This is a genomic window from Aliiroseovarius pelagivivens (assembly GCF_900302485.1).
Classification (GTDB): Bacteria; Pseudomonadota; Alphaproteobacteria; order Rhodobacterales; family Rhodobacteraceae; genus Aliiroseovarius; species Aliiroseovarius pelagivivens.
Genome location: NZ_OMOI01000002.1, coordinates 721,802 through 746,745 on the forward strand (window position 1 = coordinate 721,802; position 24,944 = coordinate 746,745).

The 24,944-nt window shown below is 59.4% G+C and carries 24 protein-coding genes and 1 tRNA gene; 14 read left to right on the top strand and 11 right to left on the bottom strand.

The annotated features are described in order from the left end of the window. Positions 1-19: 19 nt before the first annotated feature. Positions 20-96, bottom strand: a tRNA-Pro gene (locus tag ALP8811_RS15680). 132 nt (positions 97-228) lie between these two features. Between ALP8811_RS15680 and ALP8811_RS15685 the strand changes: the two genes are divergently transcribed. Further along, positions 229-1,824, top strand: a complete 1,596-nt coding sequence (locus tag ALP8811_RS15685) for a Na/Pi cotransporter family protein (RefSeq protein ID WP_245924680.1) — start codon at positions 229-231, stop codon at positions 1,822-1,824. Here the strand turns inward: ALP8811_RS15685 and leuB are convergent. From leuB to leuC, 5 genes are all read right to left on the bottom strand, one after another. Next, positions 1,821-2,924, bottom strand: a complete 1,104-nt coding sequence (gene leuB, locus ALP8811_RS15690; RefSeq protein WP_108858193.1) for a 3-isopropylmalate dehydrogenase — start codon at positions 2,922-2,924, stop codon at positions 1,821-1,823. The two genes, ALP8811_RS15685 and leuB, sit on opposite strands and share 4 nt — an antisense overlap. Positions 2,925-2,999: 75 nt before the next feature. Beyond that, positions 3,000-4,076, bottom strand: coding sequence for an endonuclease/exonuclease/phosphatase family protein (locus ALP8811_RS15695; RefSeq protein WP_108858194.1), 1,077 nt, complete (start codon positions 4,074-4,076; stop codon positions 3,000-3,002). Further along, positions 4,073-4,915: a hypothetical protein gene (locus ALP8811_RS15700; RefSeq protein WP_108858195.1), complete on the bottom strand. Its 843-nt coding sequence runs from the start codon at positions 4,913-4,915 to the stop codon at positions 4,073-4,075. The genes ALP8811_RS15695 and ALP8811_RS15700 overlap by 4 nt, the downstream gene beginning before the upstream one ends. Before the next feature lie 250 nt (positions 4,916-5,165). Then, positions 5,166-5,771 (bottom strand): 3-isopropylmalate dehydratase small subunit, encoded by a 606-nt coding sequence (gene leuD, locus ALP8811_RS15705; RefSeq protein WP_108858196.1) that lies wholly within the window; start codon positions 5,769-5,771, stop codon positions 5,166-5,168. Positions 5,772-5,783: 12 nt separating this feature from the next. After that, positions 5,784-7,193 (bottom strand): 3-isopropylmalate dehydratase large subunit, encoded by a 1,410-nt coding sequence (gene leuC / locus ALP8811_RS15710; RefSeq protein WP_108858197.1) that lies wholly within the window; start codon positions 7,191-7,193, stop codon positions 5,784-5,786. A 264-nt stretch (positions 7,194-7,457) separates the two neighbouring features. On the opposite strand from leuC, the gene ALP8811_RS15715 reads away from it, so the two are divergent. The 11 genes from ALP8811_RS15715 (at position 7,458) to ALP8811_RS15765 (ending at position 17,439) form a co-directional block, all read left to right on the top strand. Further along, positions 7,458-8,816 carry a mechanosensitive ion channel family protein gene (locus ALP8811_RS15715; protein WP_108858198.1) on the top strand — a complete coding sequence of 453 codons (1,359 nt, stop codon included), beginning with the start codon at positions 7,458-7,460 and terminating at the stop codon, positions 8,814-8,816. Between the two features lie 176 nt (positions 8,817-8,992). Continuing rightward, positions 8,993-9,358, top strand: a complete 366-nt coding sequence (gene rsfS / locus ALP8811_RS15720; RefSeq protein WP_108858199.1) for a ribosome silencing factor — start codon at positions 8,993-8,995, stop codon at positions 9,356-9,358. A gap of 15 nt (positions 9,359-9,373) precedes the next feature. After that, positions 9,374-9,844 carry a 23S rRNA (pseudouridine(1915)-N(3))-methyltransferase RlmH gene (gene rlmH, locus ALP8811_RS15725; RefSeq protein WP_108858200.1) on the top strand — a complete coding sequence of 157 codons (471 nt, stop codon included), beginning with the start codon at positions 9,374-9,376 and terminating at the stop codon, positions 9,842-9,844. A 72-nt stretch (positions 9,845-9,916) separates the two neighbouring features. Beyond that, complete coding sequence (gpmI, locus tag ALP8811_RS15730; protein WP_108858201.1) at positions 9,917-11,437, top strand: 2,3-bisphosphoglycerate-independent phosphoglycerate mutase; 1,521 nt, start codon at positions 9,917-9,919, stop codon at positions 11,435-11,437. Then, positions 11,434-12,600, top strand: a complete 1,167-nt coding sequence (locus ALP8811_RS15735; protein ID WP_306418717.1) for a murein hydrolase activator EnvC family protein — start codon at positions 11,434-11,436, stop codon at positions 12,598-12,600. Before gpmI ends, ALP8811_RS15735 begins: the two co-directional genes overlap by 4 nt. A 4-nt stretch (positions 12,601-12,604) precedes the next feature. Next, positions 12,605-13,939, top strand: coding sequence for a S41 family peptidase (locus ALP8811_RS15740; protein WP_108858202.1), 1,335 nt, complete (start codon positions 12,605-12,607; stop codon positions 13,937-13,939). Positions 13,940-14,031: 92 nt separating this feature from the next. Beyond that, entirely contained in the window at positions 14,032-14,526 is a 495-nt protein-coding gene (locus ALP8811_RS15745) for an RNA pyrophosphohydrolase (protein ID WP_108858203.1), read from the top strand. Continuing rightward, on the top strand, positions 14,526-15,017 hold the full coding sequence (locus tag ALP8811_RS15750) for a hypothetical protein (protein WP_108858204.1): 492 nt from the start codon (positions 14,526-14,528) through the stop codon (positions 15,015-15,017). Before ALP8811_RS15745 ends, ALP8811_RS15750 begins: the two co-directional genes overlap by 1 nt. Before the next feature lie 6 nt (positions 15,018-15,023). Then, positions 15,024-15,569: a hypothetical protein gene (locus ALP8811_RS15755; protein ID WP_181363787.1), complete on the top strand. Its 546-nt coding sequence runs from the start codon at positions 15,024-15,026 to the stop codon at positions 15,567-15,569. Between the two features lie 102 nt (positions 15,570-15,671). Beyond that, positions 15,672-16,364, top strand: a complete 693-nt coding sequence (gene rpe, locus ALP8811_RS15760; RefSeq protein ID WP_108858206.1) for a ribulose-phosphate 3-epimerase — start codon at positions 15,672-15,674, stop codon at positions 16,362-16,364. Positions 16,365-16,491: 127 nt separating this feature from the next. Beyond that, positions 16,492-17,439, top strand: a complete 948-nt coding sequence (locus ALP8811_RS15765; protein ID WP_108858207.1) for an MBL fold metallo-hydrolase — start codon at positions 16,492-16,494, stop codon at positions 17,437-17,439. Positions 17,440-17,458: 19 nt separating this feature from the next. On the opposite strand, the gene ALP8811_RS15770 is transcribed toward ALP8811_RS15765, so the two are convergent. Genes ALP8811_RS15770 through dapE form a run of 3 tightly spaced genes read right to left on the bottom strand, consistent with a single transcriptional unit; the run spans position 17,459 to position 22,046 of the window. Continuing rightward, positions 17,459-18,610 (bottom strand): lytic murein transglycosylase, encoded by a 1,152-nt coding sequence (locus tag ALP8811_RS15770; RefSeq protein ID WP_245924681.1) that lies wholly within the window; start codon positions 18,608-18,610, stop codon positions 17,459-17,461. A 26-nt stretch (positions 18,611-18,636) separates the two neighbouring features. Further along, positions 18,637-20,892: a ribonuclease R gene (gene rnr / locus ALP8811_RS15775; RefSeq protein ID WP_108858208.1), complete on the bottom strand. Its 2,256-nt coding sequence runs from the start codon at positions 20,890-20,892 to the stop codon at positions 18,637-18,639. After that, positions 20,889-22,046: a succinyl-diaminopimelate desuccinylase gene (dapE, locus tag ALP8811_RS15780; protein WP_108858209.1), complete on the bottom strand. Its 1,158-nt coding sequence runs from the start codon at positions 22,044-22,046 to the stop codon at positions 20,889-20,891. Before dapE ends, rnr begins: the two co-directional genes overlap by 4 nt. Before the next feature lie 165 nt (positions 22,047-22,211). Between dapE and ALP8811_RS15785 the strand changes: the two genes are divergently transcribed. Further along, a complete protein-coding gene (locus ALP8811_RS15785) occupies positions 22,212-22,784 on the top strand; it encodes a hypothetical protein (protein WP_108858210.1) in 573 nt (190 codons plus the stop codon). Positions 22,785-22,788: 4 nt separating this feature from the next. Here the strand turns inward: ALP8811_RS15785 and ALP8811_RS15790 are convergent, their stop codons facing one another. Beyond that, positions 22,789-23,415: an HAD hydrolase-like protein gene (locus ALP8811_RS15790; RefSeq protein ID WP_108858211.1), complete on the bottom strand. Its 627-nt coding sequence runs from the start codon at positions 23,413-23,415 to the stop codon at positions 22,789-22,791. Continuing rightward, positions 23,412-23,765 (bottom strand): DUF8846 family protein, encoded by a 354-nt coding sequence (locus ALP8811_RS15795; protein ID WP_108858316.1) that lies wholly within the window; start codon positions 23,763-23,765, stop codon positions 23,412-23,414. The genes ALP8811_RS15790 and ALP8811_RS15795 overlap by 4 nt, the downstream gene beginning before the upstream one ends. 161 nt (positions 23,766-23,926) lie before the next feature. On the opposite strand from ALP8811_RS15795, the gene ALP8811_RS15800 reads away from it, so the two are divergent. Beyond that, positions 23,927-24,943: a transporter substrate-binding domain-containing protein gene (locus ALP8811_RS15800; protein ID WP_245924682.1), complete on the top strand. Its 1,017-nt coding sequence runs from the start codon at positions 23,927-23,929 to the stop codon at positions 24,941-24,943. Position 24,944: the final 1 nt, after the last annotated feature.

A 24,944-nucleotide genomic window follows, 5' to 3' on the forward strand; every position in this document is an offset into this window, starting at 1 on the left:
CGAGAGGGGCCTTTGTCATTGGTCGGGCTGAGAGGATTCGAACCTCCGACCCCCTGCTCCCGAAGCAGGTGCGCTACCAGGCTGCGCTACAGCCCGACCGTGGCGGGTGAATTATACCCCGTTGGGCTGATTTGCAAGCGCCTTTTCCTGACGGAAAGCGCTTTCACAGCTTCTTGTGGACCCCGGCCGATTGCGCCAGACTGAACACGAGCAAAAAGGGGTGAGCCCTTGCAGGTTTATTACGCCATCGGTGGTGTGGGAATGTTTCTGGTCGGGATGGAAATTCTGACCAATGCACTGCGTGATGCGGCGGGATCTAATCTGCGACGTTTGCTTGGGCGGTTTACCACGACCCCGTTGCGCGGGGTGCTGACCGGGGCTTTGGGCACAGCAGTCATCCAGTCCTCAAGCGCGACAACCGTGCTGACCGTGGGTTTCGTCGGGGCTGGGCTTCTGACGATGGTGCAGGCGCTGGGCATCATTTACGGCGCCAATATCGGCACGACGGCGACCGGCTGGTTGGTGTCTTTGGTCGGGTTCAAGCTTGATCTGGATATCGCCGCAATGGCGCTGCTTTTGCCCGCCAGCCTGCTGGATCTTCTTGGCAAGGGCATGTGGAAGCGGATCGGGCGCGGCTTTGCGGGGCTTTGCCTGCTGATCATCGGGCTTGAGATGATGCAGACCGGGCTTGGGGGGTTTAAGGACACGGTGACGCCCGAAATCCTGCCTGGCAGCGGGATCGGAGGGCTGTTGTTCTTGGTCGGCATCGGGCTTGTCATGACCATCGTCATGCAATCCTCCAGCGCCGCGATGGCCTTGGCCTTGGTCCTTTTGCAGGGTGGCGCGATCGAGTTGGTGCAGGCCGCTGCCCTTGTGATCGGAATGAATATCGGGACGACCTTCACGGCCATTCTGGCGTCAGTCGGGGGATCGCTGCCGATGCGGCAAACCGCGATTGCCAACCTGATCTTTAATTGCGTGACCGCCGGGTTCGCCTTTCCCTTGCTTTTACTTGTCATCCCGATGCTTAGCGGGTTGGCGCAAAGCTTTGACGACCTCACGGCGCTTTTGGTGTTCCACACTGGGTTCAACTTGATCGGCGCGGCGGCCTTCCTGCCCGTGACGTCCAAATTTGCGGCGATGGTTGCGCGGTTGGTGCCTGAGAAAGAAGAAGGCAAGTTGATCTCGTTGGATCGCAGCCTGTTGAAGGACACGGACGCGGCGCTGGTTGCAGCGCAGGGCGCATGTGAAAAGATCGCCAACCGGCTGTTTGGCGCATTGGGTCAGGCGATGAACACCCCTCCGGACTATCGCGGAATCTCGGCCCTTGCGCCATTTCAGGGCGCGCTCGAAGATCTGTCTGAATTCTTGTCACACATCCATCCGGAACGGGACAATCGCGTCGAAGAGGAAACCTATTCCGCGCTATTGCACCAGACCGACCACATGTCGCGCCTAATCAACCGGGCCAGCAAGACCACACACGTAAACGAGCTGTTAGAAGACCATGTTCTGCGCCGCCCAACCTTGGCGCTTGGCGCCACCTTGCGGCGGTTTGCCGAAGCCGAATTCAGTTCGCGTGAGGCAGCACGTCTGTCCCGACTTCACGACATCATCAAGCATCGCAAGAACAAGCATCGCCGCGGGCTTTTGCTGGGCGAGCATGCGGGGATCTATGATCTTCAGGAAGTGTTTGCGCATACGGATGCGATGCGCTGGCTAGACCGAAGCCTTCATCACGCCGAGCGTGTCGCCCATTATCAGGCCATCGCGCAGCGGGGGTTCCCCTCGGCCCCGATTGAGGCCGAAGGGAAAGATACTTAGAGGCTGGCGTCCAGCGCGGCGATGACTGCATCGCCCATTTCGCTGGTCGACACCGGCTTCACGCCTTCTTCGTTCAGCAGGTCGCCGGTGCGTACACCATCGGCCAGAACTTTCTCGACTGCGGTTTCCAGACGTGTCGCTTCTTCGCCCATGTCAAAGCTGTAACGCAGCGCCATCGCGAAGCTGAGGATACAAGCACAGGGGTTAGCTTTGCCTTGGCCCATGATATCCGGGGCCGAGCCGTGGACGGGTTCGTACATGGCTTTCGGGCGGCCGTTCTCCATCGGTGCACCAAGGCTGGCCGAGGGCAGCATGCCCAGCGAACCGGTCAGCATCGCGGCGCAATCCGACAGGATGTCGCCGAACAGGTTGTCGGTGTAGATCACGTCAAACTGCTTGGGTGCGCGGACCAGCTGCATGGCACCGTTGTCGGCATACATGTGGCTCAGCTCGACCTCGGGATAATCTTTCGACACTTCGGTCACCACGTCACGCCACAGGATACCCGATTCCATCACGTTGGCTTTTTCCATCGAGCAGAGCTTCTTGTCCCGCTTCATGGCCAGCTCGAATGCAGCACGCGCGCCGCGTTCGATCTCGGCTTCGGTGTAACGCTGGGTGTTTACGCCCACACGCTGGCCGTCGACTTCCGAGATGCCGCGCGGCTCGCCGAAGTATACGCCCGAGGTCAGCTCGCGTACGATCATGATGTCCAGACCCGATACAAGGTCCTTTTTCAGGGACGAGAAATCGGCCAGCGCGTCAAAGCACTGCGCGGGGCGCAGGTTGGCGAACAGGTCCATCTCTTTGCGCAGACGCAGAAGGCCACGCTCGGGCTTCACCGAGAAGTCCAGATCGTCATAGGCCGGGCCACCCACGGCACCCAGCAGAACGGCGTCAACTTCTTGCGCCTTCGCCATGGTTTCGTCGGCCAGCGGCACGCCATGTTTGTCATAGGCGGCACCACCCACCAGATCCTCGCTGACGTCGAAGGTCGCGCCGCGTTTCGCGCCGATCCAGTCGATCACTTTGCGTACTTCGGCCATCACTTCCTGACCAATGCCATCACCGGGCAGAATAAGCAGAGAGGGGTTCGTCATGGGGGCATTCCTTGCACTGAATTCGTCGCAGACGGGCCTAGCCTGCCCGGCACTCAGGGTCAAGAAAACAACGGCTCAAAACGCAATATCGACCCAGACAAGCCGGTGACGGGACGCGGTTTCGACCGTTTGCGCAAACGGATCATCAGGTAGGGGCCAGACCACGCCGCTGCCCTCTACACGCAGGCGCGTATCGGGCAAGACATAGCTGACCCGCAAGTTGCCGGGCTTCTGATCTGGCCAGTCCGCGGTATCAAACGCCGGGTCTGCCCTATGATCTGCATCTGCGGCGGCTGCACCCCCGGCGCTTTGCGGGCGTGGGTCTTGCAGCTGCGGGTGGGTTAGAAGGGTGTTGATTGCTTCGTGTCGGCCATCCCCGTCCATCGCATCCAGATTGGCGTTTCCGGCAATCACCACGGGGGCGTCCGGCGTCGGGAAGAGCAGGGCGCCGTCCAGATACTTGGCCCAGAACGTCACCTCGTCGTGGTTGCGTCGTCCGTTGCGGTCTTCGGGGCCGTCGAAGACGGGTGTGTTGGCGTGGAATGTCAGCAAGTGGAACGCGGGGCCGCTTTGTGGTTCCAGCGTGATGTCCCAATGCGCCACGCTGCTGAGGCGCTGGATCGACAGAGCCTCGGGCGTGGGAAAAGGGATCTCATCCGGGCCGGGCAGAAGTGCGCTGGGCAGGTCTTTCCATAGAAGATCCGAGAAACTGCGTACCTCGCCAATCGGCACACGCGACAGCACCGCCATCCCGCCTTCGCCGGCATAGCGCCCAAAGCTTTGCGCGTCTTCTGGTTCGGCCAAGCGTCCGTCGCCATCCAGATCAAACCCGGTGTCGACCCCGGTGTTCGGCGCGGCGGTGAAATTGTAGGGCATCTCGTGGCCGACCTGCGCAAGATACGCTTGAAATGCCGCCAACGCGTGACCCTCAAGGTCATGGTCAAATCCCTGAAGCGCCAGAACATCCGGTTTTGCATGGGCAATTACCTGCGCCAATGCAGCGATCTGCGGGTCTTCTTTCAGGATGTCCCGCAGCAACAGTCCGGGCCCCTTTTTGCGAATATCTGTGTGATAGGTCGCAATGCGCAACGTCTCGGCCAAAGCTGTGCAGGGAACAAGCGCCAGACATAGCGCCAGAAGGGGTCGTATCATGCGGTTACAGGTTGTCCATTGCGGGCCGGAGCCCCGTTCCGCTTGCGATCATCGCTGATCATGACAGCAACCCGTTGCATGGCGATCCCGCGCATGAATAGGCTGGCGGGCAGGAAGGCCCAAGCGGTGACGGTCCAGATGATTGTCTGGGTTTCAATCACTTCGAATGAGTCAAATAGGGCCGCTGTTTCGACGACAATCATCGGTGTCAGGAAAGGCAGCAAGAACCCAAGAGCAATGTTCCAGCGCGCGTCCCGTTTCAGGCGGCGTACGATGTCGCCATTGCGGGCGGGGCTGAACGTGGGCAGGTTGACCCACAGGTTGAAGCTTTCTTGCCGATAAAAAGGCCAGTTGGTCAGGCGCAACGCGATCAAAAACACCGCGATGGAGAGAAGTGAGATCAGATAGCTCATCCCGGCAAAGGCGCGCAGCTGTACCAGATCCGCGAACGGGGCATCCGCCGGTAGGATCGACACCACCGCGTGAACGGGGCTGTATGGAAAATCAATGGCCTGCCCGATCAGGATACCGATCGAGGTCAAAAACTCGACCGTGATCGAGGGATCTACCTGCGAACGGGCGATGATTGACAGGCTTAGGACCGATGCAAACAGCGACAGAAACCTGATACGGTTGAAGGGGCGGGCGTCCCGAAACTCGACAATGCTGGGGTAGGTGGACGCATATTCGAACGTGGTCAAAGCGGCCGCTGCCAAGGCAAGAATTGCCACAACCTGACCGCCCTCGGCGCTGACTCCTGGAACCAGGACCGAAGGTGTTGCGATTAACATCACCATTAGACCAGCGCGCACAATGGCGCCAATCAGTCGTCTTACCATGCCTCTTCCTCCGCAATACGGACGGTGCGATTCATGCCGCATCCTTGTTCCGCGCTTGCCCCTCGCTAGGGTCAAACCAGGGTGGTTGGGAATAGACTGCGCAGGAAAAGGGGGTGCTGCAAGGCTAGGAGCGATATTCGCGGTAAGATTGCCCCAAAAACGCCACAAATGATGCCGGAATGCACCAAATTGACACCAAAAAGGGGTCGACCATGATAGTCGACCCCTTCCTGTGGTTGTATTTTAAAAGTCAGACCCAGGGACGAGCCGCTGCTGCCTTGGCTTCAAAAGCGTCGATTGACGCTTTCTTTGCCATCGTCAGGCCGATGTCATCAAGACCTTCCAGCAGGCAGTGTTTCTTGAACGCATCGACTTCGAAAGCAATGGTTTCACCGTCCGAAGTGGTGATTTCCTGCGCTTCCAGATCCACGGTCATCCGGGCATTTGCACCCTTTTCCGCGTCCGCCATCAGCGTGTCGACTTGCTCTTGCGGCAGGACGATCGGCAGGATGCCGTTCTTGAAGCAGTTGTTGAAGAAGATGTCAGCGAACGAGGTCGAGACCACGCATTTGATGCCGAAATCTGCAATCGCCCAAGGAGCGTGCTCGCGCGACGAGCCACAGCCGAAGTTGTCACCGGCGATCAGGATCTGGGTGTCGCGGTATTGCGGCTTGTTCAGCACGAAATCTTCGATCTCGGTGCCGTCGCGGTTATAGCGCATCTCGTCAAACAGGTTCTTGCCGAAGCCTGTGCGTGCGATCGATTTCAGGAACACTTTCGGGATGATCATATCCGTGTCGATGTTCACCAGCGGCATAGGGGCCGCGATACCTTGGAGTTTTTCAAACTTTTCCATGTTGCGGTCCTCTTAGATCAGTTCACGAACGTCGGTCAGCCGACCGGTCAGCGCGGCAGCGGCGGCCATGGCGGGCGACACCAGGTGGGTTCGGCCTTTATAGCCCTGACGACCTTCGAAGTTGCGGTTCGAGGTCGAGGCACAGCGCTCGTTCTCGGACAGTTGGTCGGGGTTCATTGCCAGACACATCGAGCAGCCAGCCAGACGCCATTCAAAGCCAGCGTCCTTGAAGATGTCAGCCAGTCCTTCTTCTTCAGCCTGAGCGCGGACCAGACCCGAACCGGGTACGATCATGGCACGCATGCCGTCTTTGATCTTCTTGCCTTTCACGATCTCGGCCACAGCGCGCATGTCTTCGATGCGGCCGTTGGTGCAGGACCCGATGAATACGGTGTCGATCTCGATGTCGGTCAGTTTCTGACCCGGTGTCAGACCCATATAGTCAAGCGAGCGTGCAGCCGCGTCGACTTTGCCGCCTTCGAAATCAGACGGGCTGGGAACGACAGCCGAAATCGGCAGAACATCCTCGGGCGAGGTGCCCCAGGTCACAACCGGCTCGATCTCTTCGCCTTTCAGCGTGACGACTTTGTCGAAATGCGCGCCTTCGTCGGTGAAGAGCGTTTTCCAATAGTCCAAAGCCTGCTCGAACTGGCCACCTTTCGGGGCGTGCGGGCGGCCTTTAACGTATTCAAAGGTGGTTTCGTCCGGGGCGATCAGGCCAGCGCGGGCGCCGCCTTCGATGGCCATGTTACAGACGGTCATACGGCCTTCCATCGACAGATCGCGGATCGCTTCACCGCAGTATTCGATGACATAGCCGGTGCCGCCGCCGGTGCCGGTCTCGCCGATCACGGCCAGCGTGATGTCCTTGGCGGTCACGCCCGGCTTCAGCTTGCCGGTGATCTCGACCTTCATGTTCTTGGACTTTTTCTGGATCAGCGTTTGCGTCGCCAGAACGTGCTCAACTTCCGAGGTGCCGATGCCGTGGGCCAGTGCGCCGAACGCACCGTGGGTCGCGGTGTGGCTGTCGCCGCACACAACGGTCATGCCGGGCAGGGTCCAGCCCTGTTCCGGGCCAACGATGTGCACGATGCCCTGACGGACGTCCGAAACCGGATAGTAATGCACACCAAATTCCTTGGCGTTCTTGTCCAGTGCAGCCACCTGAATGCGGCTTTCCTCGGTCATCTGCGAGGGGTCTTCACGGCCAGCGGTGGTCGGAACGTTGTGGTCCGGCACGGCGATAGTCTTGTCCGGTGCGTGAACCTGACGGCCAGCCATGCGCAGGCCTTCGAACGCCTGCGGGCTGGTCACTTCGTGGACCAGATGGCGGTCGATATACAAAAGGCAGGTGCCGTCTTCAGCTTCGTGGGCTACGTGGGCATCCCAGATTTTATCATAGAGTGTCTTCGGGGCGGTCATATCGCTCTCCGTGGATATCGTGTGGATTGTGATTGGGTAGGGTGACAGGGATTGCTCGCCCGCGGAAACGGGCGACAAAGTCTTATAGGCAGGCAAGCACCGCGTTCTGGGCGCCGAAGAAGCGCCACGGCAAGAACGCGTGGTCATCCATGTCAAAAATCCGAGTCATGCTGGTCAGATAACCGTTCCCGCCCTTCAGGGCAAGGGGCGAGGCTCTGGACCTTCTATATGGGACCATGCCATGCTGCCAAAAAAGGAGGGGGAATGGAGCAGGATCCCGCAGCCGAAGTCAAACCGGACGTGTCCACAGAGCCGTCCGGACCGTCCCTGACCGAACAGCTTTGGTCGCTTTGGGAGGACGGTGGCGACTTTGTTGTCAGCCTTAGTCAGACATGGCGGCTGTATCAGGTTCTCATCATGCTGGGACTTGCGGCGACTGCGTTTATCATTTCTCGACTTCTGGTTCCAAAGATCGAAGCATGGCTGCGTACCCGCGAGGGGTGGTCCAAACGCAAGTTGCGCTTTGCCATTCATCTGCGCAATCGGATCGCGATGATGGCTTATATCGTGCTGTCATGGGGCACGGTGTCCGTGATGCGCGAAGTCACATGGCCCTCCCGCAGCTATCTGATCGCGCTCGTTGCTACGATGGTCACGGCGTGGCTGTTGGTGGGGCTTGCTGCCTTCGCGATCGAAAACCGCCCCCTGCGCCGCATGGCCACGTGGGGCATGTGGATTTATGTCACGCTCTATTTCCTTGGCATCACCGAAGAGACTGCGAGCGTTCTTGATAACCTCGCGCTCGAGGTCGGGGACTTCCGGATTTCACTTTGGACCATCCTGCGTGTCTTGGTGATCCTTGGCATCCTATTTGCATTGGCACGAATGCTCAGTCGAGGATCCGCCGCGCGTATTCAAGAGAACGAGGATATCTCGCCATCCATGAAGGTGTTGGCGGTGAAGTTCCTTCAGATGGGCCTGTATGGCGCAGCTTTCTTTATCGCGCTGAAGGCGGTCGGAGTGGACCTGACCGGATTGGCCTTCCTGTCTGGCGCCATTGGTCTGGGCCTTGGTTTTGGTCTGCAAAAGGTCGTGTCGAACCTTGTGTCAGGCGTGATCATCTTGCTGGACAAGTCAATCAAACCCGGAGACGTGATCAGCCTTGGCGACACATTCGGCTGGATCGAACAATTGGGCGCGCGCTATGTGTCCGTGGTGACGCGGGACGGGCGCGAATACCTTATCCCGAACGAAGACCTGATCACCGGACAGGTGGTGAACTGGTCGCATACCAACGCCTTCGTGCGCTTGGATATCTTTTTCGGTACCGCCTATGGCGATGATCCCCATCGAGTACGCAAAATCGCAATCGATGCCGCTCGCAGTGTCGACCGTGTGCTCAGCTTCCGCCCGCCCGTTTGCCATATCGTCGGATTTGGTGACAGCTCGGTCGACTATATCCTGCGCTTCTGGATCGATGATCCGTCTGGCGGGCTGACCAATATTCGCGGCAATGTCTATCTGGCGCTTTGGGATGCGTTCCACGAGCATGGCATCTCGATCCCATTCCCGCAGCGCGAGGTTCGGATGCTGGAAGATGCCGGCCCCAAAATCGACCCGTGACCTGTTTACATACCCTTCACGCTGGCTTGATAAACGGTGGATTGAGCTTATGTGCTGGCGGTGTTACGATTCTTACATGCCCAGCACCGGGGCGGAACGGTGTGTAATGTTAGGAGGACAATGTCCTGTCTTTGCAAACAGAGGCTGCATCAGGCGCAGCCGCAGGGGATCCCGAAATGACGGCTAACCCCGGAAATACCGCCAGCGAGCAGATGCTGGCCCTTGTCCTGAAGACCCTTGAAGAAGACAAAGCCGAAGACGTTGTGGTGATCAGCCTCAACGGCAAGTCGCAGATTGCCGACAACATGGTCGTGTGCTCTGGTCGTTCGACTCGTCAGGTATCTGCCATTTCTGAAAAGCTTGCAGATAAGCTGAAGCAGGAAATGGGCGTCTTCTCGAAGATTGAAGGGAAGGGTCAGGGCGACTGGGTGCTGATCGACGGGGGCGACGTGATCGTCCACGTGTTCCGCCCGGAAGTGCGTGAGTTCTATCAGCTTGAAAAGATGTGGATGGAACCCGGCGCGGCCGACGCCGCGACCTGATCAGGGGGCGATAGGATGCGCGTGCATGTCTGCGCGGTCGGACGGCTGCGCAAATCGCCCGAACTTGAGCTGATCACCGACTATTCCACCCGGTTCGACCGGACCGGGCGGGCGCTGGGCCTTGGTCCGCTCTCTCTCCATGAAGTCGAAGACAAGAAGGGCGGCGGCATGTCTGCTGAAGCGCCCTTGTTGGAACGTGCCATTCCCAAAGGTGCGCTGATCTGCACGATGGATGAGCGCGGCAAGGTCATGTCCTCGCCCGAGTTTGCCAACCTTTTGGGCCGTTGGCGTGATGAAGGTCGCGGAGATGTGGCCTTTGTCATTGGTGGTGCAGACGGGATCGATCCGTCCCTGCGCGCCAAGGCGGATGCCAGCCTGTCCTTTGGTAAAATGGTCTGGCCCCACATGCTTGTCCGCGTGATGTTGTCCGAACAGCTTTATCGCGCGGCGAGTATTCTGGCAGGAAGCCCGTATCACCGGGTCTAGAACCACGCCTCAACCGTTGCACACGCCCCCCTGACCCCATAGATAGAAGGCGAGCAGCCAGAGGACCCCGACATGACTATCCCGAAACCCGTTGTTTTGTGCATTCTGGATGGATGGGGTCTGCGCGAGGACACCGCCTATAACGCGCCAGCACTGGCAAACACGCCGAACTTTGAGCGGCTGATGGCGACCTGCCCCAACAATACACTGATCACCCACGGTCCCGATGTTGGCCTGCCAACCGGCCAGATGGGGAATTCCGAGGTCGGCCACACCAACATCGGTGCAGGCCGTGTGGTGGCGATGGATCTGGGTCAGATTGATCTGGCGATCGAGGATGGTAGCTTTTTCAAGAACAAGGCCCTTCTGGATTTTGCCGCCAAGGTCAAGGCCGCTGGCGGTACCGCCCATATCGCGGGTCTTGTCAGTCCCGGTGGAGTTCACAGCCACCAAAACCACCTTGTGGCCGCAGCAAAGGCACTGACCGATGCTGGGCTGACCGTGGCGATCCACGCGATCACCGATGGGCGCGACGTGGCCCCGCAATCCGCCCGCGAACAGCTGGCTGCGTTTCAGGCGGACCTGCCCGAAGGCGCGCGCATTGTGACCCTGTCTGGCCGTTACTTTGCAATGGACCGCGATAACCGGTGGGAGCGTGTCTCGCTTGCTTACAAGGCCATTGCGCAGGGCGACGGCAAGGTGTTCAGCTCGGTCGATGCGGCGATTTCTTCGGCCTATAACAACGAAACCACCGACGAGTTCATCCGCCCGGTGATCATCGACGAACATGCGGGTCTGCAAGATGGTGACGGGTTGTTCTTCATCAACTTCCGCGCCGACCGCACCCGCGAAATCCTGCGCGCCATTGGCGAGCCGGGCTTTGACGAATTTGCTGTGGGTGCGCGCCCAACCCTGTCGGCGCTTCTGGGCATGGTCGAGTATTCCGACGCCCATAACGCCTATATGACCACTTGTTTCCCCAAGCGTGACATCGTGAACACGCTGGCAGAATGGGTTGCCAAGCATGGCAAGACCCAGTTCCACACCGCCGAGACCGAGAAATATCCCCATGTCACCTTCTTCCTGAACGGTGGCAAGGAAGCCCCCGTCGAGGGCGAGACGCGCTATATGGCCGCCAGCCCCAAGGTTGCGACCTATGACCTGCAACCCGAGATGTCGGCGCCCGACGTGACTGAACATTTCGTGCAAGCGATCCATGACGGGTTTGACCTGATCGTCACCAACTTCGCCAATCCCGACATGGTCGGCCATACTGGTGACTTGGATGCGGCCATCGCGGCCTGCGAAGCTGTGGATCAAGGTCTGGGCAAGGTGATTGCAGCTTTGGAAGAGGTCGGCGGCGCGATGATCGTCACTGCGGATCACGGCAATTGCGAAACCATGTGGGATGACGCGACGAACGGCCCTCACACTGCCCACACCACCAACCTGGTTCCCGTGGTTTTGATGGGTGCGCCGGACGGGAGCTCTTTGGCACATGGGCGGTTGGCCGATCTGGCCCCCACGGTATTAGAGCTGATGGATCTTCCGAAACCTGCCGAGATGACCGGCGAAAGCCTGATCCGTCCGTGATCTTGCGCCACGCCCTCCAGCCCCTTCTGGCGGGCCTTGCCTTGGTCCTGGCGACCGGGCCTTTGTCTGCGCAATCCGACCCCACGCAAACAGCCCGGGCAGCAATGGGCCAGCTTGAGGCCGCAACACAAGCCCTGCAAGAGGCGCAGAAATCCGGCGACCGAATCGCGGCGCTGACGCAGACCGTGCAAGCCTACGAGGAAGGCCTGTCTTCCCTGCGCGACGGGTTGCGTCGGATCAACCTGCGTGAAGCCACTCTGCAAGCCGCCTTTAATGCGGAAAGTGATCGTCTGGGCCAGCTTCTTGGCGTGCTGCAAGCCATCGGAAAAGCACCCGAGCCCGCGCTTTTGGTCCATCCGTCCGGCCCATTGGGCACTGCGCGGTCAGGTATGATTCTGTCTGAAGTGACCCCCGCCCTGCAAGCTCAGGCCGAAGATCTGCGTCTCAGACTGGAAGAGCAGCGCACCCTGCGCGCGCTTCAGGAAAACGCCGTGGACACGTTGCAAGCGGGCTTGGCCGGCGTGCAGGAAGCACGGTTTGAGCTTAGCCTTGCTATCGCGCGCCGCACCCAATTGCCTCGTCGCTTTGTTGCGGACGAAGCGCGGATGAAAACCCTTGTGGAAAGTGCGGACACGCTGGCCAGCTTTGCCGAAGGTCTGATGTCGGACCCGAAAGCCAATGCCAGCGCCACGGCTCTGCCGGACTTCGCGTCCGTGCGTGGGCGCCTGGCCATGCCGGTTCTGGGCCGCGTACTGCGCGGATATGGCGAGCGTGATGCCGCGGGCATTCAGCGCCCCGGCCTGATTGTCGTGACGCGCCCCTTGTCCATTGTCACAACCCCGTGGCCCGCCACGATCCGCTATCTCGGCCCGCTTCTGGACTATGGAAACGTGGCCATTCTGGAACCCGGTGACGGCTATCTTTTGGTGCTAGCCGGGTTGGGTCAATTGTATGGAGACGTGGGCGAAGTGTTGGCCCAAGGCGCGCCCGTAGGTCTGATGGGCGGGGCCGATCCGGCTGTCAGCTCCGGCGATGATCAAGCGTTTTTGATCGCTGCGGAGGAAGGAACTGGCGCAGAACGCTCGGAAACGCTTTATATAGAGCTTAGAAAAGACGGAAAACCCGTGGATCCCACGAACTGGTTCGCGGCAGGCAAGGATTGATGGAATGAAGAAACTCGTAATGGCCGCGCTGGGCGGAACCTTGGCAGGCGTCATTCTGACCACGCAGATTGCCGGACCCTTGGTCGCGCAAGACGCCAGCGATAACGCGACGGTGTACGAGCAGCTTGACCTGTTTGGCGACATTTTCGAACGAATCCGCGCGCAATATGTCGAAGAGGTCGAACCCGGCGATCTGATCGAGGCCGCCATTGACGGCATGTTGTCCTCGCTCGATCCGCATTCCAGCTATCTGTCGCCCAAGGATGCCGCTGACATGCGCGTGCAGACCCGTGGGTCGTTCGGCGGGCTGGGCATCGAGGTGACGCAGGAAGAAGGCTTCGTGCGCGTTGTCTCGCCGATGGATGGTACACCTGCCGATGATGCGGGCATGGCCACTGGCGATTATATCACCCATGTGGATGGCGAAAGCCTGCTGGGTCTGACGCTGGACGAGGCTGTGAACAAGCTGCGCGGTCCGGTCGGCTCGGAAATCATTATTACGGTTGTGCGCGAAGGTGTGGACGAGCCCTTTGACGTCTCGATCATCCGCGACACGATCAAGCTGACCGCCGCCACCGCGCGCAGCGTGGGCAACACAGTTGTGCTGCGTGTCACCACCTTCAACGACCAGACCTATCCTAACATGGCCGACGGTCTGGCCCGCGAGGTTGAAGCCCTTGGTGGGTTCGAGAACGTGGACGGTGTGGTGCTGGATCTGCGCAACAACCCCGGCGGCCTGTTGTCTCAGGCCATCGCTGTATCCAACGCCTTCCTCAACAGCGGCGAAATCGTGTCGACCCGTGGCCGCAATCCGGAAGAAAGCGAGCGTGTGAACGCCCAAGCTGGCGATCTGGCCGAAGGAAAACCCATTGTGGTGCTGATCAACGGCGGCTCGGCCTCGGCGTCCGAGATTGTCGCAGGTGCCCTTCAGGATCACCGCCGCGCCATCGTCGTGGGCACGAAAAGCTTCGGCAAAGGCTCGGTCCAGACAGTAATGCCCGTTGCGTCCGAAGGTGCGATGCGCCTGACCACCGCGCGCTATTACACACCGTCGGGCCGCTCTATTCAGGCGCTGGGCGTCTCGCCCGATATCGTGGTGGAACAGCCCCCGCGTCAGCCGGAAAGCGAAGACGAAGATCAGGACAATGGCCGTCAGCGCAGCGAAGCCGATCTTCGCGGCAGTCTGAACAATGACAGCCTGTCCGATGACGAACGCCGTCAGATCGAGGAAGAACGCGAAGCCGCCGAAGAGGCCGCCAAGCTGCGCGACGATGACTTCCAGCTGTCCTACGCCGTCGATCTGATCAAGGGTCTTTCGACGATCAAGGCAGCCGAGTGATCTCTGTCGATTGAACAATAAGGGCCGCCCTCGGGTGGCCCTTTTCCTTTGGCGCTCTGCCGCCTAGTGTGACGGAAAAAGACGAGGCCCACATGACCCCCGAACAAATTTCCAAACTTCCCTATCGCCCTTGCGTGGGCATCATGATCCTGAACGCCGACGGCAAAGCCTTTGTCGGTCAGCGTCTGGATGCGCCCAAGCTGGGGACACAGACTGCCTGGCAGATGCCGCAGGGTGGGGTGGATGATGGCGAAGACCCCCGCGACGCCGCTCTGCGCGAGTTGTGGGAAGAAACCGGCATCACTTCGGACCTTGTGACGATCGAGGCCGAGCTGCCCGATTGGTTGCCCTATGACCTTCCCCATGACGTTGTGCCCAAGATTTGGAAAGGGCGCTATCGCGGCCAGAAGCAGCGCTGGTTCCTACTGCGCTTTCTCGGAGATGACGCGCAGGTGAATATCGAAACCGACCACCCTGAATTCAGCCGTTGGCAATGGATGGCCACAAACGAAGTCGTGGAAAATATCGTGCCGTTCAAACGCGAACTCTATGCCAAAGTGATGGAAGGATTTCAGGAGTATCTGTAATGCGCAATCTGTTTGCTGCCCTGTTTCTGGCGCTTCCCGGCCCGGCGCTCGCCCTGTCTTGCATGCCGTACAATGCCATCGCCGCCTTTCAAGACGCCGCCAAGTCGGACGATTCCTATGTGGTGGTCCACGGCACACTCAGCTTTGATGAAAGCAAGCTGCCCAAAGTGGATTGGCAAAACCAAGAGGACGTCAAACCGGACAATTTCCTGTCAGGACGGATCGACGGCCAAAGCCTGACCCGCGCCGGGTTCACCGCGCAGTTTGTGCATGACATTGACATCAATGTGCAGTGCGCTGGGCCGTGGTGCTCGGGGCTGACCAATGGGGCGAAGTATCTGGTCTATCTCAAGCGCGACGATGGCAACTATCTTCTGGAAACCAACCCCTGCGGCGGCTTTGCCTTCCAAGACCCCGACGCGGCCACCCTGTCGAAGGTTACAGCATGCCTTCAGGGCAAACGCTGCGACCCGGATTTGCCAAGAAGATAATTTATGATGCAAAAGATCATGCCTGCCATCAAGCGGGCGCTCTGCTCTGGTTTCTTGATTCTGGGCGCTCTGTTGACGACTGCCTCTGTGGCGCAAGCACGCTATTGCCCCATTCATGATCCGATCGCATTACTCCATGCCATTATCAACAGCCCAGCACATCAAAACACCGACGCCCCTGAGCGATTCATCGTGCATGGAAAGTTGAGCATAGATCCCGCACGCACCGTTGAAAGTAAAAACAGGGATGGGATCTACTATCTGAAGGGCTATCTGAACGGGAAAAGCCTGACCGAGGATGGTTACGTCAACAGGTTCGAGGCACCGGTCCTCATGAAATCATACTGCGATACAGTGTCGTGTGAATTCCTATCGGACGAGGTGCTGGTCTACATCTACCGCGTTCGTGGACGCTTCCATATCTTCAATGACTTTGCCTGCAACTTAGGCGTCTATCGAAAGCCGGATCAGGAAACTCTGGACGGAATGGTTTCGTGTTTGCGCGGGGAAGGATGCTCGGTGACAGATGACTGGTACGGCGTTGGTAACTGACCCACTCTGCGTTTTGACCGAAAGGACGCGACGCTTTCACCCTTCGCAATCGCGCGAAACTCTCTATAAGGGCGGCAAATCCATGCTGCCCGGAGAACTGCCATGTCCTTTGATCGTTCTATCAAGATCGCCCCGTCGATCCTGTCCGCTGATTTCGCCAACTTCGGCCAAGAAATCCAAGCCATTGAAGCGCAAGGTGCCGACTGGGTGCATGTGGATGTGATGGACGGCCATTTCGTGCCGAACCTGACCTTCGGTCCGCCCGCCGTGAAAGCTTTCCGTCCGCATGTGAAAACCTTCATGGACGTGCACCTGATGATCGCGCCGGTTGACCCCTATATCGAAGCCTATGCCGAGGCTGGCGCCGACATGATCGTCGCCCATTACGAGGCTGGCCCTCACCCCCACCGCACGCTTCAAGCCATCAAGGCGACAGGTGCCAAGGCAGGCATCAGCCTGAACCCCGGCACGCCCGCTTCGGTGATCGAGCACCTGCTGCCGCTTTGTGACATGGTGCTGGTGATGAGCGTAAACCCCGGCTTTGGCGGACAAAAGTTCATCCCGTCCTCGGTCGACAAGGTGCGTCAGGTACGCGAAATGATCGGTGATCGCGAGATTCACATTCAGGTGGATGGCGGCGTTGATCCCACCACCATCGGCCCGTTGGTCGAAGCCGGTGCTGACTGCTTCGTCGCAGGCTCGGCCGTGTTCAAAGGTGGCACGGTCGACACGCCCGAGGTCTATGGCGACAACATCCGCGCCCTGCGCACCGCTGCTGACGCCGTGCAAGGCTGACCTTATTTCCTTGCCGAAAATATCCCCGCCGGAGGCCTAGACTCTCCCGGCGGAAAGCGTTCTCTTTCTACTAGAACAACACATGCGAATGTGACAATCTATCCGGAACTGATTTCCGGAGGATCCCATGTTTCGTATCACCACCGCCATCCTGACCTGTCTCGCCCTGCCTGCACTTGCGGATGAGGATATTGCCGACCAGTACCCGGACTCTGTCCTTTACGAAAAACCGGTCGAGGTGATTCCGGATGTTTGGTCCGCAATTGGTGCCACCGCGCCTCCGACCTATGAAAACACTGGTCACAACAACAACCTTTCATTCATCGTGACAGGTGACGGTGTGATCGTGGTGAACGCGGGTGCGAACTACAAACTGGCCGAGGCGCTCCACACCGAGATCAAGGCAGTCACTGACCAGCCTGTGAAACTTGTGATCAATGAGAACGGTCAGGGCCACGCGATGCTGGGCAACAACTATTGGATCAGCCAAGGCGTCGAGGTTCTGGCCCACGTGGACGCCGCCCATGAGTTTGAAGAATACGCCGGTCAGCTTTTCGAAGGCATGAAGCGGTATGCGCAGGAGAACTGGGAAGGCACCGAGCCGATGGGCCCAACCCGCACGTTCGAGGAAAAAGAGGTCATCACGATGGGCGGTAAGACCATCGAGGTGCTGTACTCTGGCCTCGCTCACAGCCCGGGTGATATCCAAGTCTGGCTGCCCGAAGACGGTCTGATGATCGCCGGAGACATGGCGTTCCACAATCGCATCCCGCCCATTTTTGAAGACACCTGCACAAGCTGCTGGATCGAGACCTGGGAAACTGTCTTTGCGCCCATTGGCGCGACCTATGTGATCCCCGGTCACGGCTATCCAACCAACATGGCGCAGGTCGAAGAGCACACGATCGGTTATCTCAAGCATCTACGTGGTGAGGTCGGTAAACTTTTGGAAGATGGCGGCACGCTGGACGAGGCCTATTACGTCGACCAGTCCCCCTTCGCTCATCACGACACGTTTGAAGAGCTGGCCACGAAGAACGCGGGTCAGGTCTATGCCGAGATGGAGTTCGAATAACCCAAGCTGAACACGTGGCTCAGGCGTTCTGGAGCAGTCCGTCCAACAGCGCCCGTGTCGCGAACCCGTCGGGGATCAAGCCAACCTCGTTCTGATAGGCGCGCAGGGCTGTGCGGGTATTGGGTCCGGTGAACCCATCGGCCCCCTGCGTGTCAAATCCGACCTTGGTCAGGCGGGTCTGAAGCTCGGCCATCTGGCTGCGCGTCAGCGGGGTTAGATCCTCTGGGCAAGGGGTGATCTTAGCCCGCGATCCGGCCAGACGATCCGATAGATGCCCGACTGCGATGCCGTAAGCCTCGGCCCGGTTATAGGTCAGGATTACGTGAAAGTTGTGATTGACCACGAAGGCCGGACCGGTGGCGCCTGACGGACACAGAACCGATGCATCGCCATAGTCCGGTAGGGTGGTTTCATCCATGGTGCGCACGCCCATACCGTTCAATTCGGCAATCGGCAGGCGGTGTTCTGGACCCGTCAGGGTGAAATCAAACCCATCCGGCAATAGGACTTCGATCCCCCAAGGCTGGCTTTCATGCCAGTCGTGCCGGGCCAGATAGTTGGCAATGGACGCCAACCCGTCTGTCGGATCCTTAGACCAGATGTCACATTTCCCATCCTTGTCATGATCCACAGCAAAACTCAGGAAGCTCGAGGGCATGAACTGCCCATGCCCCATAGCGCCGGCCCAAGAGCCTTCCATCGTCGCGGCATCCGCGTGGCCCTGCTCTACGATCGACAGTGCGCTGGTCAGTTCGCTTTCAAAGAAGGCGGCGCGGTGCCCGTCATGCGCCAGATTGGCCAGAGCCGTCAGAACCGAATGCTCGCCACGGATCCTGCCATAGTCAGTCTCGACCCCCCAGATTGCCAGAATGACCTGAGGATCAACGTGATAGGTTTCGGCGATATCATTCAGGATCTGGCGCTGGTTTCGGAACGTGGCGCGTCCCTTGCTGACCCGCTCGACTGTGACAACGCGGTCAAGGTATTGAGAGATATTCAGGGCAAATTCGGATTGATTGGATTGTCGCTCGTGAATGCCGGGATCCAAAATCAGATATGGCATCGCATGTTGAAGGGTCTCTTGCGAGATCCCTGACTGCGTTGCCTCTGCGATGTAGCCGTCTAGCCACTGATCAAAGCTTTTCTTTGCGTCCCCAAGTGCTTCCGTCACGATTGACCTTGCCTCCCCATCCGGCGTTACCGCCGGGATCGTTTCACCTTCCTCTTAATTTTGGCTTTATGTTTGGCATTGGTCATGGGTTTTCTACGGCCAGATTTCCCCCCACTACGCGCCGAGCTGCGCGGCAGCTTGCGGCCTTCGACCTCAAGCATCTCTAACGCCAGCCCGCCTGTGGTGGGGATGGCCTCGGTCAGGCGCACGACAACGCGTTGACCCAAGCCAAGCGTGAAGTTCGACCGTTCGCCTGTTAGGGTCTGTTCATCGGCGTTGAAGCGGAAATACTCGTTGCCCAGCGTGCTTAGCGGCACCAGACCGTCTGCGCCGCTTTCATCCAGCTTCACAAACAACCCGAAGCGCGCGATGCCGGATACACGGCCGGTGAACTCGCCACCCACGCGTTCGGACAGATAGGCCGCCAGATAGCGGTCGGTCGTGTCACGTTCCGCCAGCATCGAGCGGCGTTCGGTTTCCGAGATGTGCTTCGCGGTCGCTTCCAGCGTTTCCACATCCTGCGGCGACAGCCCGTCATCACCCCAACCATGTCCGGACACCAGTGCGCGGTGCACGATCAGGTCGGAATAGCGCCGGATGGGTGATGTGAAATGCGCGTAGGATTTCAGCGACAACCCAAAATGCCCGAAGTTTTCCGGGAAGTAATAGGCCTGCGTCATCGACCGCAGGGTCGAGATGTTGATCAGTTCGTCAAATTCGCTGCCCTCGGCCTGCGCCAGCAGGTTGTTCAGGTGGCGGGTTTGTAGAACCTGCCCCTTGGCCAGCGTAAAGCCGGATGCCTGCGCAACCTCGCGCAGGGCCTCCAGCTTTTCGGGGCTTGGCTCTTCGTGGACACGGAACAGAAGCGGGCGCTTCAGGCGCATCAGCTCTTCCGCGGCCGAGACATTGGCGAGGATCATGAATTCTTCGATCAGCTTATGCGCATCAAACCGTTCAGCAAAATCGATCGAGGCGACTTTGCCATCCTCGTCCAGCACGATCTTGCGTTCGGGCAGGTCCAGATCCAGCGGTTGCCGCGCCTCGCGGCCCAGTCTGGCGGACCGATAGGCGGCATAAAGCGGCGCAATGACCTCGTCCATCAGGGGCGCGCATTTCTCGTTCGGCTGGCCATCCTGCGCGGCCTGAACCTCGGCATAGTTCAGCGAGGCGTGGGATTGCATCAGCCCACGAATGAAGCTGTGGCTTTTCTTGTTGCCCTGCGCGTCCAACACCATGCGGACCGCCAGACAGGCGCGCGGGACGCCTTCGTGCAGGCTGCACAGATCACCCGACAGGCGGTCGGGCAGCATCGGCACCACGCGGTCGGGGAAGTAGCTGGAGTTGCCACGCTTGCGTGCCTCGTTATCCAGTGCAGATCCGGGCGTCACGTAATGCGCCACGTCGGCAATCGCGACCCAGACCACATGACCACCGGGGTTTCCGGGGGTGTCATCGGCATGTGCATAGACCGCGTCATCGTGGTCGCGCGCATCGGATGGGTCGATGGTGATCAGCGGCAGGTGCCGCAGGTCTTCGCGGTTCTTTAGGCCCGCGGGTTTATGGGCGTCGGCTTCCACGATCACGCGGTCGGGGAAGGCGTCGGGGATGCCGTGCTGGTGAATGGCGATCAGGCTAACCGCCCTAGGCGCGGTCGGGTCGCCCAAACGGGCCACGACGCGCGCACGGGGCAGACCCATGCGGGACTTGGGGCCCGAGCGCTGTGCCTCGACCAGTTCACCGTCCTTGGCGCCGTCATCTGCGCCGGGCTCGACGCGCCATTCCTTGTCGGCACCTTTATCAATCGGCACAATCCGACCGCCTTCCGAGCCCTTGCGGAAGATGCCCAGAATGCGTTGTGGGTTGGTGCCAATGCGCCGGATCAGGCGGCCTTCATAGGCGTGGGCTTCGTCCTTCACCTCGGTCAGGCGGGCCAGAATGCGTTCGCCCTCTGCCAGTGCGGGGTCACCGTCTTTCGCCACCAGAAGTACGCGGGGTGCAGCGCCTTCGCCGGTCCATTCGGTCGGATAGGCAAACAGATCGCCATCCGCATCCGGGCCTTTGACGCTTAGAACAGAGACCGGGGGCAGCTTATCCGAGTCACGATAGGTCTTCTTGCGTTTCTGCAGATGGCCGTCGGCCTCAAGCTCTTTCAGGATGCGTTTCAGATCGATCCGTGCGGCACCGCGAATGCCAAAGGCGCGCGCGATGTCGCGCTTTGCGGTCTGGGTCGGGTTCTCGGAAATCCAATTCAGGATGTCCTTCTTGGTGGGCAGTTTGCTCATGCGAAGTAATCCTGAATGATGCGGGTGTAGATGGATTTGAGCTGCGGGATCAGGGCGACTTCAACCCGTTCATCCACCGCATGCATAGTTTTCCCGACCAGGCCGAATTCGACCACCGGGCAATGGTGCTGTACGAAACGCGCGTCTGATGTGCCGCCGGATGTGGACGCTTCTGGCACCAGACCCGTTTCCGCCTGAACAGCGTCCGAAATAAGCTGAGACAGCGGGCCGGGGGGCGTTACGAAGCTTTCGCCCGAGACGGTCACGACCATCTCGATGTCCACGCCGGTATCCTTGCCAACCCGCTCGGCCTCGGACTGCAACCACTTGGTCAGGCTGTCCGAGCTGTGGGCGTCGTTGAAGCGGATGTTCACCGTCGCGCGGCTTTCGGCGGGGATCACGTTGGTCGCCGGGTTGCCGGTGTCGATCGTGGTCACGGCCAGCGTCGAGGCGTCAAAGTGATCGGTGCCCTGATCCAGTTCATGCGCTGCCAGATCAGCCATCAGGCGGGCCAGCGCAGGCACTGGGTTCAGCGCGCGATGCGGGTATGCCGCGTGGCCTTGCACGCCGCGCGCGGTGAAATAGGCGGTCATTGATCCGCGCCGCCCGATTTTCATCATTTCGCCCATGTCATTGGGGCAGGTGGGTTCGCCGACGACGCAATCGGTCATCTTTTCACCCTGCGCTTCCATCCAGTCCAGAATGGCGACGGTGCCATCCGTGGCCGGGCCTTCCTCGTCACCCGTAATGGTGATGACAAGCGACGCATCCTCGGGCGCATTTCGGGTGAAGTCCACCGCAGCGGCGACCCATGCGGCCACGCCTGATTTCATGTCGGTCGCGCCGCGGCCATAGAGGTATCCGTCGCGGATTTCCGCGCCGAAGGGATCGACGCTCCAAGCATCTACATCACCGACCGGCACCACATCCGTGTGGCCGTTAAAGCCCAACGTACGAGCATTCTTGGACCCCCAGCGGGCAAACAGGTTTGACACTTCGCCGCGATCCACACGGGTACAGGTGAACCCGGCCCCGGTCAGGATGCCCTCAAGCAGCGTCAGCGCACCGCCTTCGTCCGGCGTAACCGACGCGCAGCGCACAAGTCGTTGGGTCAGGTCCACGGGGTCCATCGGGGCAGGTTGGGTGTTGGTCATCGAGTTCTCCATTCCCGCCATTCATAGCAGGTGCTGTGACCGGTGAAAACGTCCCATCCCCGCGAAACCCTGCCCGTGATACCCCGTTGTGCCGTGTCATGCTGGACCACGCGCCACGCTGCCGTTACCCTGCCTATATATTGCAACCCCAGTTCGGAGCGCCCGATGCGTAAACTCCTGTTCCTTCTATTCCTTTTGCCCCTTGCCGCCTGTGTCGACATGGATTTGACCCTTAAGATCGACGGCGATAATGCCACCGTTTCGTCGACGGTGACGATGGGGCCAGAGGGCTATCAGATGATGGCCTCGAGCGGAGAGGACACGTGCAAGGACGGTGTCGCGACAACGCTTGATAACGGGGATTATCAATGCACGACCGAGATGACCGGAACGATCGACGAAATGATCGCCGAGCTGGAAGCCTCAAAAGAAGGTATGGACCCGGACCAGACGGCCAAGATCGAACGGTTGGAGGACGGCAACCTGCGCGTCTCCTTCGATCTGGCCGAGATGAAAGCCAGCGTGGCCGAAGGTGGCATGGATCCCGGGATGCTTGTGATGATGCAGCAGATGTTGGTGGGGCGCAGTCTGACCTTCACGATCGAGGGTCAGATCGTCGAAACCAATGGGCAGCTGTCCGACAGCGGAGATATGGCGGTTCTGAGCATTCCTCTGGACAAGTTCGCGATGCAGGATCCATCGGTGCCCGACAGCTTCGTCACGATCGTGACGCCTTGACGCGTTACCCGATCAGAGACCCGATGACGCCCGGCAATTCGTCGGGCGTTTTTACATGGGCATCCGCGTCTGACAGATCGTCCTGCCCGCCATAGCCCCAGCCCACTGCGATGAACGCCATATTGTTGGCGCGCGCCGCTTTCAGGTCGTAATGCCGATCCCCGATCATCACACAGCGTGCGGGATCAACCCCGGTGACGGACAGGGCGTGGGCCAACAGCTCGGCCTTGTCGTTGCGGGTGCCGTCCAGCTCGGGTCCGAATTCGTGGATCATGTGTTGGGACAGACCGAAATGCGCGGTGATCTTGCGGGCATAAGTATGGGGCTTCGCGGTTGCGATGCTCATCTTATGCTGCGCTGCCAGATCTTCCAGCACGCGTGGAATCCCGTCATAGACAGAGCAGTCATACATGCCGCCGCCGGTGTAATGCCTGCGATAAGCATCCAATGCAGCTTCCGGATCGGGGGCGCCAAGCCTTTCGAAGCTCCAGAGCAGAGCAGGGCCGATCACCCATTCCAGATCATCTGCGCTGGGGGCGGGCAGCCCAAGATCGTTCAGCGCCTTGATCACGCTGCCAGTGATGCCCGGCTTGGGATCGGCCAGCGTGCCGTCCAGATCCCAAAAGATCATTGCAGAGGTCTTTTCTCGTCATCAAAGAACGGGGTCATCTGGGCGACGATCACGCTGTTTTCGGCCAAAGCGCGGCCCATCAGCTTGCGTTCCTCGGCGGGGATGTCGTGGCCTTCGGCCAGACGGTCATCCAGCGATCCGTATCCGCTGACGTCTAGGGGCGCCAAATCAGCCTGCTTCAAAATCGCAACTGTTTCGCGCACGGCTTCGGCTTCGTCGACGCCGGATGCATAGCACACCAACGCGGCACCGGTGGCGCCATCAGGCAGCCCGTCATCGTCTTTCCGCCCCACCTCAACCAGAAGTGTATATACTTTGTGAGGTTTTTTGGTCTTGGTTGTCTTGGTCATGAAAAAGGCGTGGCAGATCGTCCCGAAAAGCGCAAGGGACAAACGCAAACAGTTGGCAGCCACTGCCTGCCGGGGTATGTGAATAGAACAGTTTTGGGGAAAACACGATGATTACACAAAGGCTCCGCCACTTGGCCGCTGTGTGTCTGGCAGTGATTTGTATGACCACCGTGTCATATGCTCAGGCATCTGATTTGGAATTTGTAACGGTCGAGCGACCGCCATTTGCGATGTCCGATGGGGACGCGCCAACGGGCTTTTCCGTTGATCTGATGACCGCCATCGCCACCGAGATGGGGCAGACCGTCAGTTTCGAGATTGTTGACAGCTTCCCTGATATGCTGGATCGCGTCGAAAGCATCACCGCAGACGGAGCGATTGCGAACATTTCCATCACCCGCGATCGCGAAGCGCGCATGGATTTCTCGCAACCCATCTATCACGGTGGTCTGCGCATCATGGTCCCGCGCAATCAGGAACGAGACACCATCTGGTCGACGCTGTTCAGCCTTGATCTGGCCTTGGCCATTCTGGCCGCGTTTGCGCTGCTTCTGGGCGGCGGCATGTTGATGTGGTTCTTTGAACGCGACAAGCAGCCCTATTTCGAAGGCAACGCGCGTCAGGCGATGTTCCCATCTTTCTGGTGGGCGCTAAATCTTGTGGTGAATGGCGGCTTTGAAGAACGCATGCCGCGGTCGACCTTCGGGCGTCTGTTCGGCACATTTCTTGTTATCTCAAGCTTGTTTGTGGTGTCGGTTTTCGTCGCCCACATCACCGCATCCCTTACGGTCAGCGCGATCTCGGGTTCGATCCATTCGGTGTCCGATCTGGATGGCAAACGCGTTGGCACGACCGAAGGGTCAACGGCGTCGATCTTCCTGGAAGATCGCGGCATGGTCTATTCGGGATATGATTCCCTGGATGCGCTGCTTGGCGATTTCGAGCAGGGCGAGCTGGACGCCGTCATCTTCGACGGTCCAATTCTGGCCCACTATGCCCAGAATGAAGGCGCACGTTATGGCGAAGTGCTGGACAGCGTGTTCCGCCCCGAGAGCTACGGCATCGCCCTTCCCACAGGCAGCCCCCTGCGCGAAGACATCAATGTCGCACTTCTGCGCCTGATCGAAACCGGCGCCTATTCTGACTTGTCTGTGAAATGGTTCGGCGGCCCGCGGTAAA